The following is a 14866-nucleotide window of genomic DNA, read 5'->3' as shown; positions in this document are numbered from 1 at the left end:
TCGCGAAGCGATTCAACGAGCACGACGCGATGGCCTCTCGCCAACCAGTTGGCGCCTACAGGTTCGTGCATGAGCCGGGAAAATTTAATACCAACTATTTATATTAACCACGCCAAAAAATCACCAAAATACATAATTAGCATATAACCAAACGATACTTCCCAAGAATTTCTTATAGGCATAAGGTCAAACCGTCACCGACCCCTTTTCAGGCGGAGGCTGCCAACGCTCATCCCAATTGCCTGGAGATACGCCACATGGCTGTTCGCCTCAACGCCAGATCGACGCTTAAACATGTGCTGCTTGGCACCCTGCTGAGTCTTTCTCTCGGTCAGTTCGCCCACGCTGCGGCGCTGCAACCACTGCTGGTTGCCAATCAGAAATCATCGATCAAGGTGCTGCTGGAAGTGTCGGGCGAGCTCAAAAACGTCCCCTACGAGATCCAGTTTTCCGAATTCCCCGCCGCCTCTCCCTTGGGAGAAGCGCTGAACGCCGGCGCTGTGGACATCGGCGGCTTGGGCGATGCGCCGTACGTGTTTGCCTTGGGCGCCGGCACGCCGCTGAAGGTGGTGAGCATCACTCACGCCGCTGGGCGCTACACCACAGCCCTGCTGGTTAACAACAACTCCCCGGTCAAGACCGTGGCCGACCTCAAGGGCAAGCGCATCGTCACCGGGCGCGGTTCCATCGGCCATTATCTGGCCATCCGCGCGCTGCGTGAAGCTGGTCTGAAAACCACCGACGTGCAGTGGGTTTACCTGCTGCCGAGTGAGTCGCGCATCTTGCTGAACAACGGTGACGCGGACGCCTGGGCCACTTGGGCGCCCTATACCACCATCGCCACACAGCACGACGCACGTCCTGTTGCCACGGGTGAAAAGCTGCTGACCAACCATCTCTATCTCGCCGCCACCAGCAAAGCCATCGCGGAGAAACGCGCGCAACTGGACGATTTTGTGGCCCGGATCGACCGCGCCTACCAGTGGACCAACACCCACCCGGATGAATACGCCGCCGCGCAAGCCAAGGTCACCGGCCTGCCGCTTGAGGTGCATCTGGCCATTGCCCGCGACACCAAAATGGACCGCGTCAACATCAATGACAGCGTGATCAAGGGCCTGCAACAGACCGCAGACATCTATCAGCAGGAAGGCATCCTCACGCGCCACGTCGATGTGTCTCAAGGCTTCGACGCCAGCTTCAACGCAGTCCGTACGGCAGCCGCCGCAGCCGCTCAACAGGTAGCTCGATAAACAAACAGCCCGATAACAGCTCGGGCGCCAGGCGACTGACCGTTCAGGAGCATGATCATGAGCAACACACGTCAATTGAAACTCGCCGCCATGGTCCACGGCGTCGGTCACGGCTGGGGCGAGTGGCGGCACCCGAACGCGCAGGCTGATGCCAGCGTCAATTCTGGCTGGTACAAGGGCCAAGCGAAGCTGGCGGAAGCGGCGAAATTCGGCTTCGTATTCATCGCCGACAGCCTGCACATTCATGGGAAATCCAGCCCGCATTACCTAAATCGCTTCGAGCCGCTGACCATTCTTTCAGCACTGGCGGCCACAACCGAAAACATCGGTCTGGCTGTGCCAGCCAATCGTTACAGCGCTGAACGCGCCTCTTCATCGCCTGTTGAATCGCAGGCTGCGACCAGCGCAAAACCCACCGTACGGGAGGCCTTGGCATGAGCGATTCCCTGAACCATTTGCTGGCCGACCTGCACGCCGAGCGTGTGGCGAGCTGGGCACCGCAAGCCCTGAAAATCAACGTCGATCAGCGCCAGACGCTGGTGGACAACGCCGATCACGAGCGCTTTGTCAGGGCTGGTGATTACCTCGAGCCGTTTGAATTGCTGGAAGTCGACGGCGCCACACTGACACGCGACGCCTTGATCGCGAAAGGCCCGGCGGTGCTGATTTTCTTCCGCTTCGCCGGTTGCCCTGCCTGCAACATCGCGCTGCCGTATTACCAGCGCCGACTGTTCCCCGAGTTGTCTGCGTTGGGCGTGCCGTTAGTGGCGGTCAGCCCGCAAGTGCCGGAGAAACTGGTCGAGATCAAGCGACGACACGAACTGCAATTGCAGGTGGCGACTGACAAGGACAACGCCCTGGGTCGTCGCTTGGGGATTCTCTACAGCTACGACGAGGCGTCGAAACGAGCATCGCTCAGCCGCGGCAACGGCATCGGTGAAATCACCGGCACCGGGACCTGGGAATTGCCGCAACCGACGGTGCTGGTGATCGATGGCGCGGGCCGGGTGGCGTTTGCTGAAGTCAGCCCGGACTGGCTGGTGCGCACCGAGGCGGACCCGATTATTGGCGTGGTCAAGGCGCTAAAAACCTTGACGCCAAGGCCGCAGGTTTCATTAGCCGTATGACCTATGAAGCTACCACCGTGTTGCGAGAGACAGGCGGTCTCATGTTAGAAAATTCCCTTGTGGGAGCGGACCCGTCCGCGAATGCAATGTGTCAGACGCCGAATATATTTCGGATTCACAGTCCTCTTCGCGGACAGGTCCGCCCCCACCGGGGGGCCTGCCCTGGACACATTTTTCAATTGAGAAGGAACCACCCGATGGGTCTTTTCACCCTTCGTTCAGCCCCGGTGCGGCCGTCCCATGCCGCGCCAGAATCCCAGCCTGAGTTCCTCGCTCGCCTGGAGACGCTGAACGCGACGCTGACCGACAGCGCCGAACGTTATGACGAAAGCGGCGAGCTCCCTCATCGAGCTCCCTCATGCCAACTTCAGCCTGCTGCATGAGCATCGCTTGTTGGGTTTTACCGTGCCGAAGACCTAGGGCGGTGGCGGCGCGAACCTGGTTCAGGCGCGGAATTTCATCAGCGCCGTGGCCCGTGGCGAGCCGTCCACCGCCTTGATTCTGGTGATGCAGTACATCCAGCACGCACGCCTGCAAGACAGCAAAAGCTGGCCCGAACATCTGCACACTCAAGTCGCCCAGGAGGCCGTACACCAGGGCGCGTCAATCAATTCGCTACGGGGCGAGCCTGACCTCGGCACACCGGCACGCGGTGGCTTGCCGGGCACCATCGCGCGCAGAACCGAGGACGGCTGGCGCATCAGTGGCCGCAAAATCTACTCCACCGGCAGCCATGGCTTGACCTGGTTCAACGTCAGGGGCCGCAGCGATGACGAAGATCCGCTGGTCGGCGGTTGGCTGGTGTACAAGGACAGCCTTGGCATTCGCATCGTCGAGGATTGGAACCATCTGGGCATGCGCGCGACGTGCAGCCATGAAATGATTTTCGAGGAAGTTTGGCTGCCGTTGGAGCACGCCGTCAGTGTCAATCGCTGGAGCGCGCCTCAGCCGGAACTCGATGCTTCGGGGATGCTGTGGATATAGGTGTTGCTGTCGTCGGTGTACGACGGCATCGCACAATCGGCCCGCCAGTGGCTGGTGCAATGGCTGGAAGAACGCGCGCCGTCCAACCTCGGAGCGTCGCTGTGGACGATGCCGCGTTCTCAGGAAGTGGTCGGTCACATTGATACATTGCTGTTTAACAACCGCACGCTCCTGGACTCCGCCGCTCAAGGGCTGACCCCGGCGACGCATGCCGCGCAGATCGCATACCTGATGACCAACAATGCGATTCGCGCCGTGGAACTGGCCATTGAAGCGGCGGGCAATCCGGGCTTGGCACGCAAGAATCCGCTGCAAAGCCGATACCGCAACGTGGTCTGCGAGCGTGTGCATACGCCGCAGAATGATGTGGTGTTGTTGAATGAGGGCAAGGCGCCATTTACGCAGCACTGGGGGTAAGTGAAACCAGGCCTTTTAGAACGGTCGCCGCAGACCCGTTGAAGCGAGGCTTGCGCGCGAAGTTAACCACACGGAGTGTCAGGTAAAACCGAGGTGCCAACTTCTTCGCGCGCAAGCCTCGTTCCAACAGATTTGTGTTTGATCAAGGTTTTTTACAGGCTGCTCCTTTGGCAGGGGGCGGCCTGTTTTTTTATGCGCACCAAACATAAATCCGCTCCCACGGGTCCTAAAAAAACCGCGATCCGGTCACAGAAGAAAGAGTCTCCCAAGGACCAGTATCAAGCCGTCGCCAACGGCTCCTGCACCTCAACCTGCACCTGACGCGCATGCCGATTGACCGGCACCGGCAAGCCCAAATGCCCACGCAGGGTGTCGTGGCTGTATTCGCTGCGGAACAGCCCGCGCTCGCGCAGGATCGGCAGGACTTGATTGGTAAAACGCGCAAACTCACTCGGCGCACTCAGACGAATGTTGAAGCCATCCACCGCCCCCCCGACAAACCAGCGCTCGATCTCGTCCGCCACGGTTTTCGGCGAACCGACAAAACTGGAATAGCGCGTGGCGAAACGCAAGGCCGCTTCACGCAATGTCAGGCCTTTTTCCCGAGCGGTGTTTTTGATGTGCTCGGCGTGACCGCGATAGCTGTTTGAGCCTAGATCACCCAGTTCAGGGAACGGCTCGTCCAACGGATACTGACTGAAATCGTGGTAGTTGAACGGCCGCCCCAAGGCCACCAAGGCCTTGCCCAGATCGAGTTCTCCGCGCAACTCGCGCTCAATCTCGCGCGCCTGTTCGTCAGTGTCGGCAATGATCGGTGAGATGCCAGGCAGGATGGTGATGTGATCTGGATTGCGGCCCGCCGCCACTGCGCGTTGCTTGACGTCCTGGTAATACGCCTGCGCGTCCTCGAAGTTATCCACGCCAGCAAAAATACCCTCGGCCAGATCCCCCGCCAGTGCACGCCCGGACTCAGAAATCCCGGCCTGGAAAATCACCGGCTGCCCCTGAGCCGAGCGGGCAATGTTCAGCGGTCCTGTGACCGAGAAAAACTCGCCCTTGTGGTTCAGCCGATGCTGACGGCTTGGGTCCAGAAACGTCCGACGCTGCTTGTCACGCGGGAAGGCGTCGTCTTCGTAGCTGTCCCACAAACCTTGCACCACTTGCACGTGCTCGCGGGCGCGACGGTAGCGGTCGGTGTGGTCAATGTGTTCTTCACGGCCGTAGTTGCCTGCCGCGCCTTCAAGGCCGGTAGTGACTACGTTCCAGCCTGCGCGGCCCTTGCTGATCAGGTCCAGCGAAGCGAACTGGCGTGCGACGTTGTACGGCTCGGTGTAGGACGTGGTCAGCGTTGCCACTAGGCCGATTTTCGAAGTGGCGCCCGCTAACGCCGACAGCAGCGTCAACGGCTCCAGACGGTTGAGGTAGTGCGGCGCTGAATCGGTGGTGATGTAGGGGCTGTCGACGATGAACACCAGATCGAACTTGGCCGCCTCGGCTTGCTGCGCCAATTGGCGATACCAGTCGATGTCGACACTGGCATCACCGGGAATCTCAGGATGCAGCCATTCATTCTGGGCCGTGCCGACCCCGGTCAGGATTGCGCCGAATTTAAGCTGTCGCGGGTGTGCCATGCGCGTTTTCTCCCTGCTGATTGGCGGCTCTTTTGGCCGGTATGCGCAAGACCTTAAGCGCTGCTATCGTCCTTGTGAAATGCCTTCGAGCGCTAAGCTAATATGTTTTTAATTTATCAACTGAAATCCTATACATCATACAATCGCATAGTAACGCGCCCTGTTGTTATTTCTTATGGACGTTAAAAACTGTTCTGAAGGACGTTTTCGCTGACGCGCTTGCTAAGGTCGCTTCGGTGCGCAGATAAGTAACGTTGCGCGGGGACAACCTGACCAAGCATATACCGCACTATCTCCAGCGCCTGAACCGACAGCGGGACGATGTAGGGCGGTACATTTGGGCAAAGCCGGATTGTGTTCCAGCCCATGGATTTTCACCCGCGCATAGCGAAACAATTGATTGAATCAGGTTCGGCATTTCCGGCTGTCGTTAAGACCTTGCGCTGTTCGATCCTGCTCAGTAAATCCAGCAGATCGTGACGATTGATATCGTGGATAGACCTACCACTCAGTACGGGCAAGACGTCTTTGTTGAAGATTCGCAAGATCTGCGAGAGCGTACTCTGGCGTCCTTCTTTCAGGCTCAGCCTTCGGAACTCCACCCACTGATTGAACACGGCCTCGACGGTATGCTCTGTCGCAAAACGTACAGCAAGCCGCAGTTGTTTACGATACTCATAGGGATTGATGCCTTGGGCGACCAAAGCGCGTGCCTCGTCACGTAGTGCACGGGCTTCTTTGAGGCTGATTTGCGGATAACTGCCCAAACCGGGCTTGCCGAACGGTCGTATCCGCGAGTGCCATAGAGAGCTCCTGAACTGAGTCGGGGCCAAATGCTCGTCTTGCTATCCAAGGTGCTCCAGCAAAAATCCGATTCAGTGCACATCCAAATCCAGGATCCTCATTCGGGACCCAAATCGGGATTTAAATGCACCGAATAGTGCTGGATTTCAGCGGTTGACGCCGGAACGAAAAAAGGACCCGAAGGTCCTTTTTTCAATGGCTTACAGACATCAGTGGAAGTCTGTAGATCGTAAACTGGAGCGGGAAACGAGACTCGAACTCGCGACCCCGACCTTGGCAAGGTCGTGCTCTACCAACTGAGCTATTCCCGCTTGGTGTGGGCGCCATTCTATAGATTCAGATGATCGCGTCAACCCCTTGATTTAAAAAAACTTATTTTTCCTCTGTGGTGGTCCGCAGGTGCGGCCAGGCCGCTCTGAGGTATTGCACCATCGACCACAGGGTCAGCCCCGCCGCTATCATCAGCAGCACGTAACCCAGCACGACCCAGAAGGTGAAGGCCGGAGGGTTGGCCAGCAGAATGACCAGCGCGAGCATCTGTGCTGCTGTCTTCCATTTGCCCAGATTCGACACCGCTACCTGAGCGCGCGCGCCCAGTTCGGCCATCCATTCGCGCAACGCCGATATCACGATCTCGCGTCCGATGATGACCGCAGCCGGCAAGGTCAACCAGAAATTGGCGTGGGCCTGCACCAGCAACACCAAAGCCACGGCGACCATCAGCTTGTCGGCGACCGGATCGAGAAACGCACCGAACGGTGTGCTCTGCTCCAGCCGACGGGCCAGGTAACCGTCCAGCCAGTCGGTGGCGGCTGCAAGAGCGAAGACCGAACTGGCGGCCATGTAGCTCCAGTGATACGGCAGATAAAACAACAGAATGAAGATCGGAATCAGCAGGACACGTAATACGGTAATCAGATTAGGGATATTCATCGGCACAACTGGCTACGAGGTGAGCGGGCATTCTACTCGCTGTGCAGGCTCGCATAAATCAACTCTGCGAGCTTTTTACTGATTCCGGGTGCCTTGGCGATTTCTTCGATGCTCGCGCGGGACAATTCCTGCAGGCCACCGAAGTGCTTGAGCAGGTCACGACGCCGCGTCGGCCCGACGCCTGCCACCCCTTCGAGAGTCGATGTACGCCGGGTCTTGCCCCGACGCGCTCGGTGCCCGGTGATTGCAAAACGGTGGGCTTCGTCGCGGATCTGCTGAATCAGATGCAGCGCCGGCGAGTCGCCGCGCAGGGTGAACTCATTGGCGGCATCATTGAGGTACAGCGTCTCGAAGCCGGCCTTGCGCGTCGTGCCCTTGGCCACCCCCAGCAGGATCAGGTCCGGCACAGCCAATTCATTCATGACGTCACGAGCCATGTTCAACTGCCCCTTGCCGCCGTCGACCAACAGAATATCCGGCAATTTGCCCTCACCGTCCTTGATCTTGCCGAAGCGCCGGGTCAAGGCTTGGTGCATCGCCGCATAGTCGTCGCCCGCTGTCACGCCTTCAATGTTGTAGCGGCGGTAATCGGACTTGATCGGCCCTTCCGGCCCGAATACCACACACGACGCCACTGTTGCTTCACCGCTGGAATGGCTGATGTCATAGCATTCCAACCGTTGCGGCGGTTCATCCAGTTTGAGAACTTCGGCCAAGGCCTCGAAACGCGCTGCGACGTGCTGACGATTGGCCAGACGTGCTGCAAGCGCCTGCTCGGCGTTGGTCACCGCCAACTGCTGCCAGCGCGCCCGGGTGCCGCGCACCCGATGGCTGATGGTGATTTCCTTGCCGCGAGAGGCGTCGATGGCCTCGATCAGCGCAGGGAAGTCTTCGTTGACCACGTTGACGATCACCTCGCTCGGTAGTTCGCGCTCGCCGCCGCCAAGGAAATACTGCGCCAGGAATGCCGACATGACTTCCCCGACCTCTTCCTCGATACCCACTTGGGGGAAGAAGTTCTTGCTGCCCAAGACCCGGCCGCCGCGCACACTGATCAGATGCACGCAGGCGCCGCCCGGATTAACGAAAGCGGCGACCACGTCGACGTCGCCACTGCCGCTTTCCATGCTCTGTTGATCCTGAACCCGACGCAGCAGGCCGATCTGGTCACGCAACTCGGCAGCCTGTTCGAAATTGAGCGCCATGGCGGCCTTCTCCATGAGCATGTTCAACTCGTCGGTCAGAGCATTGCTACGCCCTTCAAGGAACATCACAGAGTGGCGAACGTCTTCGGCGTACACCTGCGGCTCTACGAAGTTGACGCAAGGGGCCTTGCAGCGCTTGATCTGGTATTGCAGGCAGGGCCGCGTTCGATTCTTGTAGAAACTGTCTTCGCACTGTCGGACATGAAAGGTTTTTTGCAGGATGCTCAGGCTTTCACGTATCGCCCCCGCGCTCGGGTATGGCCCGAAGTAACGCCCCTTGGCCTTTTTCGCGCCACGGTGGATGCTCAGGCGGGGGAATTCGCCATCGGACAAATGCACATAGGGATAGGATTTGTCGTCACGCAGCAGGATGTTGTAAGGCGGACGTGATTCCTTGATCAACGTCTGCTCCAGCAACAACGCCTCGGTTTCGTTGGCGGTGATGGTGGTTTCGATCTGAGAGATACGCGCCACCAGTGCACCGGTTTTCGGCGCATGACCGGTTTTGCGGAAATAGCTGGCGAGGCGCTTTTTCAGGTTCTTGGCCTTGCCCACATAAAGAAGCCGGCCCTCGGTATCGAACATGCGATATACACCGGGGCGGCCACTGCAGGTCGCAAGAAAGGCGCTGGGATCGAACGGTTGGGTCATTTCAGGCGCTGGCATCGACCATGCCGTGACGCACGGCCAGCAAGGCGAGCTCGACGTCACTGCCGATCGAAAGCTTCTCGAAGATGCGGTATCGGTAGGTATTCACGGTTTTCGGGGAGAGGCAGAGCTTGTCGGAAATGGTCTGCACTTTCTGGCAGCCGACGATCATCAGAGCGATCTGGATTTCCCGCTCGGACAGCAGGTCGAACGGCGAATTGCTGGTTTGTGGCTGGAAAGACTTGAGCGCGAGCTGCTGGGCAATCTGCGGGCTGATATAGCGCTGACCGGCAAACACCAGGCGAATGGCCTGGACCATCTCCGCCAGACCCGCGCCCTTGGTCATATAGCCTGCCGCTCCGGCCTGCAACAAACGGGTTGGAAACGGATCTTCTTCGCATACCGTCACCGCGACCACTTTGATTTCCGGGTGACTGCGCAACAATTTGCGCGTGGCCTCAAGACCGCCGATGCCAGGCATTTTCACATCCATCAGCACGACATCCGGCTTGAGCTCGCGGGCTTTCTTCAATGCTTCCTCACCGGAGTCGGCCTGCCCGACGACCTGCAGACCATCGATGTCGGCGAGCATGCGTGTGATACCTGTCCGAACCAGATCATGGTCATCGACAACCAGCACCCTAATCAAGCAGACACCTCACGGAGCAATCCAAATGACGACAGCTCGTCACCTTAGCAAAAAAGAAAGTGCAAGACCTAGCGCGAAGCAACGTCGGGCTGGCCTTGACAGATGATCTACAACGATACCGACAACCTATCATCATCGACCATAAAACCTGCAAAAAATCTTCAAACGCACGCATGCATCCGCAACGAAATGTCGGTCTCCCCCTGCTATTGATTTCTTTCCGTTGCATAGGTCGCCTTATATTCCGCCAGCGTGGTCGTCAGGCGAAGAATGGCGTCCTGATCTTCTTTGACCAGCGTTCTGTAGCTCCCCAACACCCACTCCTCGACCTCAGTCAGATGCTCGATAGGCGAAGGCGTACGCACGCCGGTCAACACATACAGCACATCAACACCTTTGGCAGCCACGGCCGCCAGATAATCGGCCTTGGGGGTACGGTCACCGCTTTCGTACTTGCCTTGCGCATTAGGCTCAACACCACCAATTTCGCCAAACGCTCGCTGTGAAAGCCCCAAGCGCTCGCGCTCCTGCCTAATTCGGGCACCAATTCCACTCATTTGAATGCATAACCTTGTTGACCCCATCCTTACGAATGGTAGAATCCAGATAAATTTGAACAAACTTGAACGGTTTTGAACTATGCCCGGAATACGCACGGCAGCACAAGCCAAGGCCTGGCTGGATGAGCAGGGTAAATCTGTTCAAGAGTTTGCCCGGGAAAACAGCGTAGACCCGGCCACGACTTATCAGATTCTCTCTGGCCGAAAAAAAGGTCGACGTGGTGAGTCACATAAAGTAGCGGTGCTGTTGGGCATGAAAGTAGGCGTCATACCGGCGGCACCGGCCACTAAAACCGATGCATCGACCGATTAGTTAGTTGGCCAGTCTTGTGTAAGACCTGAAGTAAAGTTCTTCGCTGAGCATAAATAGACATGGCCTTGTTAACCCCAGGGTTGGTAAGACTATGCCGCCGCTCTTTCTTTGTTCCCGCGGTCACTGATTCACTGGCCGCTCCATCCAGAACAGGGCAGGCTCTTCACCCACATAAAAGTAGCCAAGCCTGAGATAGAGATCCGCTGCCGGGTTACTCTTGAACACCTTGAGCCGAACACTTTCACATCCCCTGTCCCTGGCCATCTGCACCACGCAGGTCATGATCCACTGCCCTACACCTTCGCCGCGATAAGCCTCAACCAACTGCACATCCCGCACATAGAGGTAGTGGCTTTCAGTGGTCAGCCCGAGAAACCCGATCACCCTGCCAGCCTGTTCAACCAGATAGCTTTCGCGTCTGGGCCACTCGGCATCGAACGCTTCGGGCTGCCACACCAGACCGTAGCGAATGTAATAGTCGCGCATGTTGACGCGGGTCAGTTCCCGGGCGAAGGTCAGGTCCTGATCGGTTGCAGGCCGCAGTCGAAGCGCCTTGCCTTTGCTGTCGGTCAGCGCCGGCATCTAGAGCGCGACCGCAACGGTGGTGGCCGACCAGCCATCGTCGGTGCGTTGCGCGAACAGCAACCCCTCCTGCGCCCCCGGCATTTCAGCGACAAGCTCGCCGTTTTCGTCCCAGAGTGCGCTGCGCCCACCAGACGTCCAGCCGCCGGTCACGCCCGCATAGTTGGCCATCAGTACCGACATCCCATGAGTTCGCGCATAGCCGCTGAGCAAACCTGCGTCATGTTCATAACCTCCACCGGAGATCAGCACGCTTGCGGCGTAGAGTGTGGCGCCTGCTTCGGCCGCTTTTCGTGCATGGCTGGCCAGACTGAAATCGGCACACACCGCCAACCCCAGTCACTCGCCTCCAATATCCACTGGCGCACCACCGGTTCCCGCACTGAAAACCGACTCTTCCCCGCTGTGCAGGTGCTGCTTGGAGTACAGTTCGCCCCCACCATCGGGCCTACAAACGAGTGCGGCGATCAATACCTCGCCAGGGATTGCCGAACGCAGTGGCGCGCCCACCACCGTTACCATTTTCAGTTCCCGCGCCATATCCCGTATGGGCTGCAGCCGAGGGTCATGAATCGTGAGTGCAAGGTCGCGCGCTACAGTGGGTTCGTAGCCGGTAAGCGACAGTTCGGGAAACATCAGGAAATCTGCCCCATGTCCAGCGGCAGTCTCCATGAAACGAAGGTGACGCTGCACATTCGCCTCGATATCCCCTGCCACCGAGCGTGACTGAGCCACTGCAAATACCATCGCGCCGGGCCTTATACTCATCCGCATCGCAGATCTCCCAATCGTCCGAACCTGGCAGCCTTCGCCACGCGAAGCCCCAGCGCGCCATTCTACCGGCGTCCGAGGGGTTGACCAGACTCGCGGCCAATTTGCGTCTTCACCCCCCTGAAAAGCGCTATTCGTCACGTCGATTGAATTTCCAATTGAATAACTTCGTGCCCCTGAAGTAAGCTCGCCGACATTCCACGGAGACCGCTCATGTTGCTTTCCATCCTTCACCAGCTTCAGCGCCCTGCCGACGCCTCGCGTCCGGTGGCGGAAACTGCTGCGTGGGAAGCAATGACAAGCGCCTCCCCTGCTTCTTATTTTTATGGGTATTGGTTTAGCCACTGGCGCGCCTGATACCCAACCGGCGCCCACGAATCACGGGACGCCAACCAGAGATAACTCTACCCCCGGTCGGCCTCCCGATCGGGGGTTTTGTTTTTCCGGGCCCCGTAAATACCGCGACTAACGCTTCGAATCGAGGAACACGACATGAACTACAGCACCTATTACCGCAACGACATCGACTTCGCATGGCGATTTAGCACCCTCCGTTCGGGCCAGCCTGCCGCCTCCGATCGGTCACTGACAGGTGGCAAATCAACACCCACAGCCCTCACGGCAAATTGTCGAACACCCCAGTAGGTCCGCGCGCGACATTGCCCGCCGACCAGGAAGCCCTGCCCATGAACTCGTCCGTCGTTGCAAAAAACCTGTCTGACCTGCCGTCCAGCCTTGTGACCCTGATCGACAGCCACCCTGCCCCACAACGCTTGCCGAGCACCCTGGCGCTGAAAAGCCAGCTGCCGCTGGACCTCGCACTTTCTGCGCAAGTCGCAGCCCACCGCCAATCGGTGCGCGCCATTCTCAACGGTGAAGACTCGCGCCTGCTGGTGGTCGTTGGCCCTTGCTCCATCCATGATCCGAAATCCGCCCTCGGATATGCCGAACGCCTGTCCAGCCTCGCCACCGAAGTCAGCGATCAGATGCTGCTGGTGATGCGCGCCTATGTCGAAAAACCGCGCACCACCGTGGGCTGGAAAGGCCTGGCGTACGATCCACATCTGGATGGCAGTGACGACATGGCCGCAGGCCTGACGCTGTCTCGCCATCTGATGCGCGAGATGATCGGCCTCGGTCTACCGATTGCGACCGAGCTGCTGCAGCCAATGGTTGCTGGCTATTTCGACGACCTGCTCAGCTGGGTCGCCATCGGCGCACGGACCACCGAATCGCAGATTCACCGGGAAATGGCCAGCGGACTGCAAATGCCGGTCGGCTTCAAGAACGGTACTGACGGCGGCGTGTCCGTGGCCTGCGACGCGATTCGTTCCGCGGCCCATGCTCACCGTCACTTCGGCATCGATCGGCAGGGGCATCCGTCGATCATCGAAACCCAAGGCAATCCGGACACCCATATCGTGCTGCGCGGCGGGCACAACGGGCCGAACTACGACGCAGCCAGCGTGACCAGGGTCAACGCCAGCCTGGAAAAGAACCGTACCGCCGCGCGCATCATGGTGGACTGCAGTCACGCCAACAGCGGCAAGGACCCGCTGCGCCAGCCCCACGTGTTCAATGATGTCCTGCGCCAGCGCCTGGCGGGTGACCACACCCTGATCGGCATGATGCTGGAAAGTCATCTGTTCGAGGGCTGCCAGCCCTTGAGTGACTCGTTACGCTATGGCGTTTCGGTCACCGACGGCTGCCTGGGCTGGGACGCTACTGAACGCTTGCTGCGTGAGGCCGTGCACAAACTGCGTTACAGGTAACATGCGCACATGGGAAGTTGGCCGGATTCATGCGGCCTGCTTCCCCGGCGCTTGTCACTCATGACAGCGCGACTCTCTCGACTTGTGGATCGACGCTGTAAGACATCCAGCAGATGTCCTTCAGACCCATCGCCAGCTCTGGTCGATCCACCGGCGCAGCCAGCGAAATCCGGGCTGCTCACTCGACATCGCAGCTTTGTAACAGAAGCCCGAAGTCCACCTTCACTGAAGGTTACCCCTCAACACGACCTCATCACGCTGGTTAACCTCGCCCGCTCAGATCAAGCGAGGGACTGCTCACCATGAATGACCTATCTGTCACCACCAAATACCCGATCCTGCTGGTGCACGGACTGTTCGGATTCGACCGTATCGGCACATTCGACATGTTTTATGGGATTGTTCAGGCGCTGGAGAAAGCCGGGTGTCGCGTCCATGTGCCGGTGCTATCGGGAGTACACGACAACGAGACTCGCGGCGAGCAATTGCTGGTGCAGATCGAGCGTTTTCTGAAGCGCACAGGCTACCTCAAGGTCAATCTCATCGGTCACAGCCAAGGGGCGCTGACCTCCCGCTACGCCGCGGCCGTTCGTCCGGACCGGGTCGCTTCCGTGACGTCAGTCAGCGGTCCGAACCATGGTTCGGAGGTGGCCGATCGCGTCCGACAGGCGTTTACCCCTGGCGAGATGCCTGAGCGACAGGCAACAAGACTGGTGAGCGGCTTCGCCCGTTTCCTGGCAATGCTCAGTGCAAACCCCGAATTGCCGCAGGATCCTCGGCGCGCGCTGGACGCTCTAACGACTGAGGGCGTCGCGAAATTCAATCGCAGCTACCCGCAGGGCCTACCTGAAGAATGGGGCGGCGAAGGGGCGGAACGGGTAGACGGTGTGCATTATTACTCCTGGAGCGGCTGCATCCAGAGTTCGCTGTACGTCGAAGGGCAAAACGCGCTGGACCCACTACACTTGGCACTGCGCAGTTGCGCACTGCTATTCGAGCGGGAAGCCGCTCACAACGACGGTCTCGTCGGGCGCTACAGCTCACACCTAGGCAAGGTCATTCGCTCTGATTATCCCCTCGATCACGTCGATGCGGTGAACCAGACGGCCGGGGTGGTGCGCAAAGATATCGATCCAGTGAAGCTGTATGTCGAGCATGCAGCCTTGCTGCTCGGAAAAGGCCTGTAGCACCCAACAGGATCACCCCACTCAGCCCGC

11 protein-coding genes, 1 tRNA gene and 4 pseudogenes are annotated in these 14866 nt (G+C 58.9%); 7 read left to right on the top strand and 9 right to left on the bottom strand.

Going from position 1 to position 14866, the window contains the following annotated elements:
• Positions 1–257: 257 nt before the first annotated feature.
• The 4 genes and pseudogenes from CE491_RS26235 (at position 258) to CE491_RS26220 (ending at position 3781) form a co-directional block, all read left to right on the top strand.
• Positions 258–1253, top strand: a complete 996-nt coding sequence (locus tag CE491_RS26235; protein ID WP_110951239.1) for an ABC transporter substrate-binding protein — start codon at positions 258–260, stop codon at positions 1251–1253.
• 57 nt (positions 1254–1310) lie between these two features.
• A pseudogene (locus CE491_RS26230) lies at positions 1311–1586 on the top strand (LLM class flavin-dependent oxidoreductase); the annotation flags it as partial.
• A gap of 101 nt (positions 1587–1687) precedes the next feature.
• Positions 1688–2380: a peroxiredoxin-like family protein gene (locus CE491_RS26225; RefSeq protein WP_110951238.1), complete on the top strand. Its 693-nt coding sequence runs from the start codon at positions 1688–1690 to the stop codon at positions 2378–2380.
• A 197-nt stretch (positions 2381–2577) separates the two neighbouring features.
• Positions 2578–3781: pseudogene (locus tag CE491_RS26220) on the top strand (acyl-CoA dehydrogenase family protein).
• A gap of 278 nt (positions 3782–4059) precedes the next feature.
• Here the strand turns inward: CE491_RS26220 and CE491_RS26215 are convergent.
• From CE491_RS26215 to CE491_RS26185, 7 genes and pseudogenes are all read right to left on the bottom strand, one after another.
• Entirely contained in the window at positions 4060–5412 is a 1353-nt protein-coding gene (locus CE491_RS26215; protein ID WP_110951237.1) for an LLM class flavin-dependent oxidoreductase, read from the bottom strand.
• 188 nt (positions 5413–5600) lie between these two features.
• Positions 5601–6215 (bottom strand): annotated as a pseudogene (locus CE491_RS26210) (phage integrase central domain-containing protein); the annotation flags it as partial.
• Between the two features lie 236 nt (positions 6216–6451).
• Positions 6452–6527: transfer RNA gene (locus tag CE491_RS26205), tRNA-Gly, on the bottom strand.
• A 61-nt stretch (positions 6528–6588) separates the two neighbouring features.
• The gene (pgsA, locus tag CE491_RS26200; RefSeq protein WP_110951236.1) at positions 6589–7149 is read right to left on the bottom strand and encodes a CDP-diacylglycerol--glycerol-3-phosphate 3-phosphatidyltransferase; all 561 of its coding nucleotides are present in this window, start codon (positions 7147–7149) and stop codon (positions 6589–6591) included.
• A 32-nt stretch (positions 7150–7181) separates the two neighbouring features.
• Positions 7182–9005 carry an excinuclease ABC subunit UvrC gene (gene uvrC, locus CE491_RS26195; protein ID WP_110951474.1) on the bottom strand — a complete coding sequence of 608 codons (1824 nt, stop codon included), beginning with the start codon at positions 9003–9005 and terminating at the stop codon, positions 7182–7184.
• Between the two features lies 1 nt (position 9006).
• The gene (gene gacA, locus CE491_RS26190) at positions 9007–9651 is read right to left on the bottom strand and encodes a response regulator transcription factor GacA (protein ID WP_110951235.1); all 645 of its coding nucleotides are present in this window, start codon (positions 9649–9651) and stop codon (positions 9007–9009) included.
• 206 nt (positions 9652–9857) lie between these two features.
• On the bottom strand, positions 9858–10208 hold the full coding sequence (locus CE491_RS26185) for a helix-turn-helix domain-containing protein (protein ID WP_110951234.1): 351 nt from the start codon (positions 10206–10208) through the stop codon (positions 9858–9860).
• Positions 10209–10290: 82 nt separating this feature from the next.
• Here CE491_RS26185 and CE491_RS26180 point away from each other — a divergent pair, with 82 nt between their 5' ends.
• Complete coding sequence (locus CE491_RS26180; protein WP_110951233.1) at positions 10291–10524, top strand: DNA-binding protein; 234 nt, start codon at positions 10291–10293, stop codon at positions 10522–10524.
• Positions 10525–10644: 120 nt separating this feature from the next.
• Here the strand turns inward: CE491_RS26180 and CE491_RS26175 are convergent, their stop codons facing one another.
• Together CE491_RS26175 and CE491_RS26170 are read right to left on the bottom strand one after the other, a co-directional pair.
• Positions 10645–11106 carry a GNAT family N-acetyltransferase gene (locus CE491_RS26175; protein ID WP_110951232.1) on the bottom strand — a complete coding sequence of 154 codons (462 nt, stop codon included), beginning with the start codon at positions 11104–11106 and terminating at the stop codon, positions 10645–10647.
• Positions 11107–11874: pseudogene (locus tag CE491_RS26170) on the bottom strand (carbon-nitrogen hydrolase family protein).
• 689 nt (positions 11875–12563) lie between these two features.
• Between CE491_RS26170 and CE491_RS26165 the strand changes: the two are divergent.
• Together CE491_RS26165 and CE491_RS26160 are read left to right on the top strand one after the other, a co-directional pair.
• The gene (locus CE491_RS26165) at positions 12564–13649 is read left to right on the top strand and encodes a 3-deoxy-7-phosphoheptulonate synthase (RefSeq protein WP_110951231.1); all 1086 of its coding nucleotides are present in this window, start codon (positions 12564–12566) and stop codon (positions 13647–13649) included.
• A 302-nt stretch (positions 13650–13951) separates the two neighbouring features.
• Positions 13952–14836 carry a triacylglycerol lipase gene (locus CE491_RS26160; RefSeq protein ID WP_110951230.1) on the top strand — a complete coding sequence of 295 codons (885 nt, stop codon included), beginning with the start codon at positions 13952–13954 and terminating at the stop codon, positions 14834–14836.
• Positions 14837–14866 lie beyond the last annotated feature (30 nt).

This window comes from Pseudomonas bohemica (genome assembly GCF_002934685.1).
GTDB lineage: Bacteria > Pseudomonadota > Gammaproteobacteria > Pseudomonadales > Pseudomonadaceae > Aquipseudomonas > Aquipseudomonas bohemica.
This window is presented reverse-complemented; position numbering and strand designations above follow the sequence as displayed.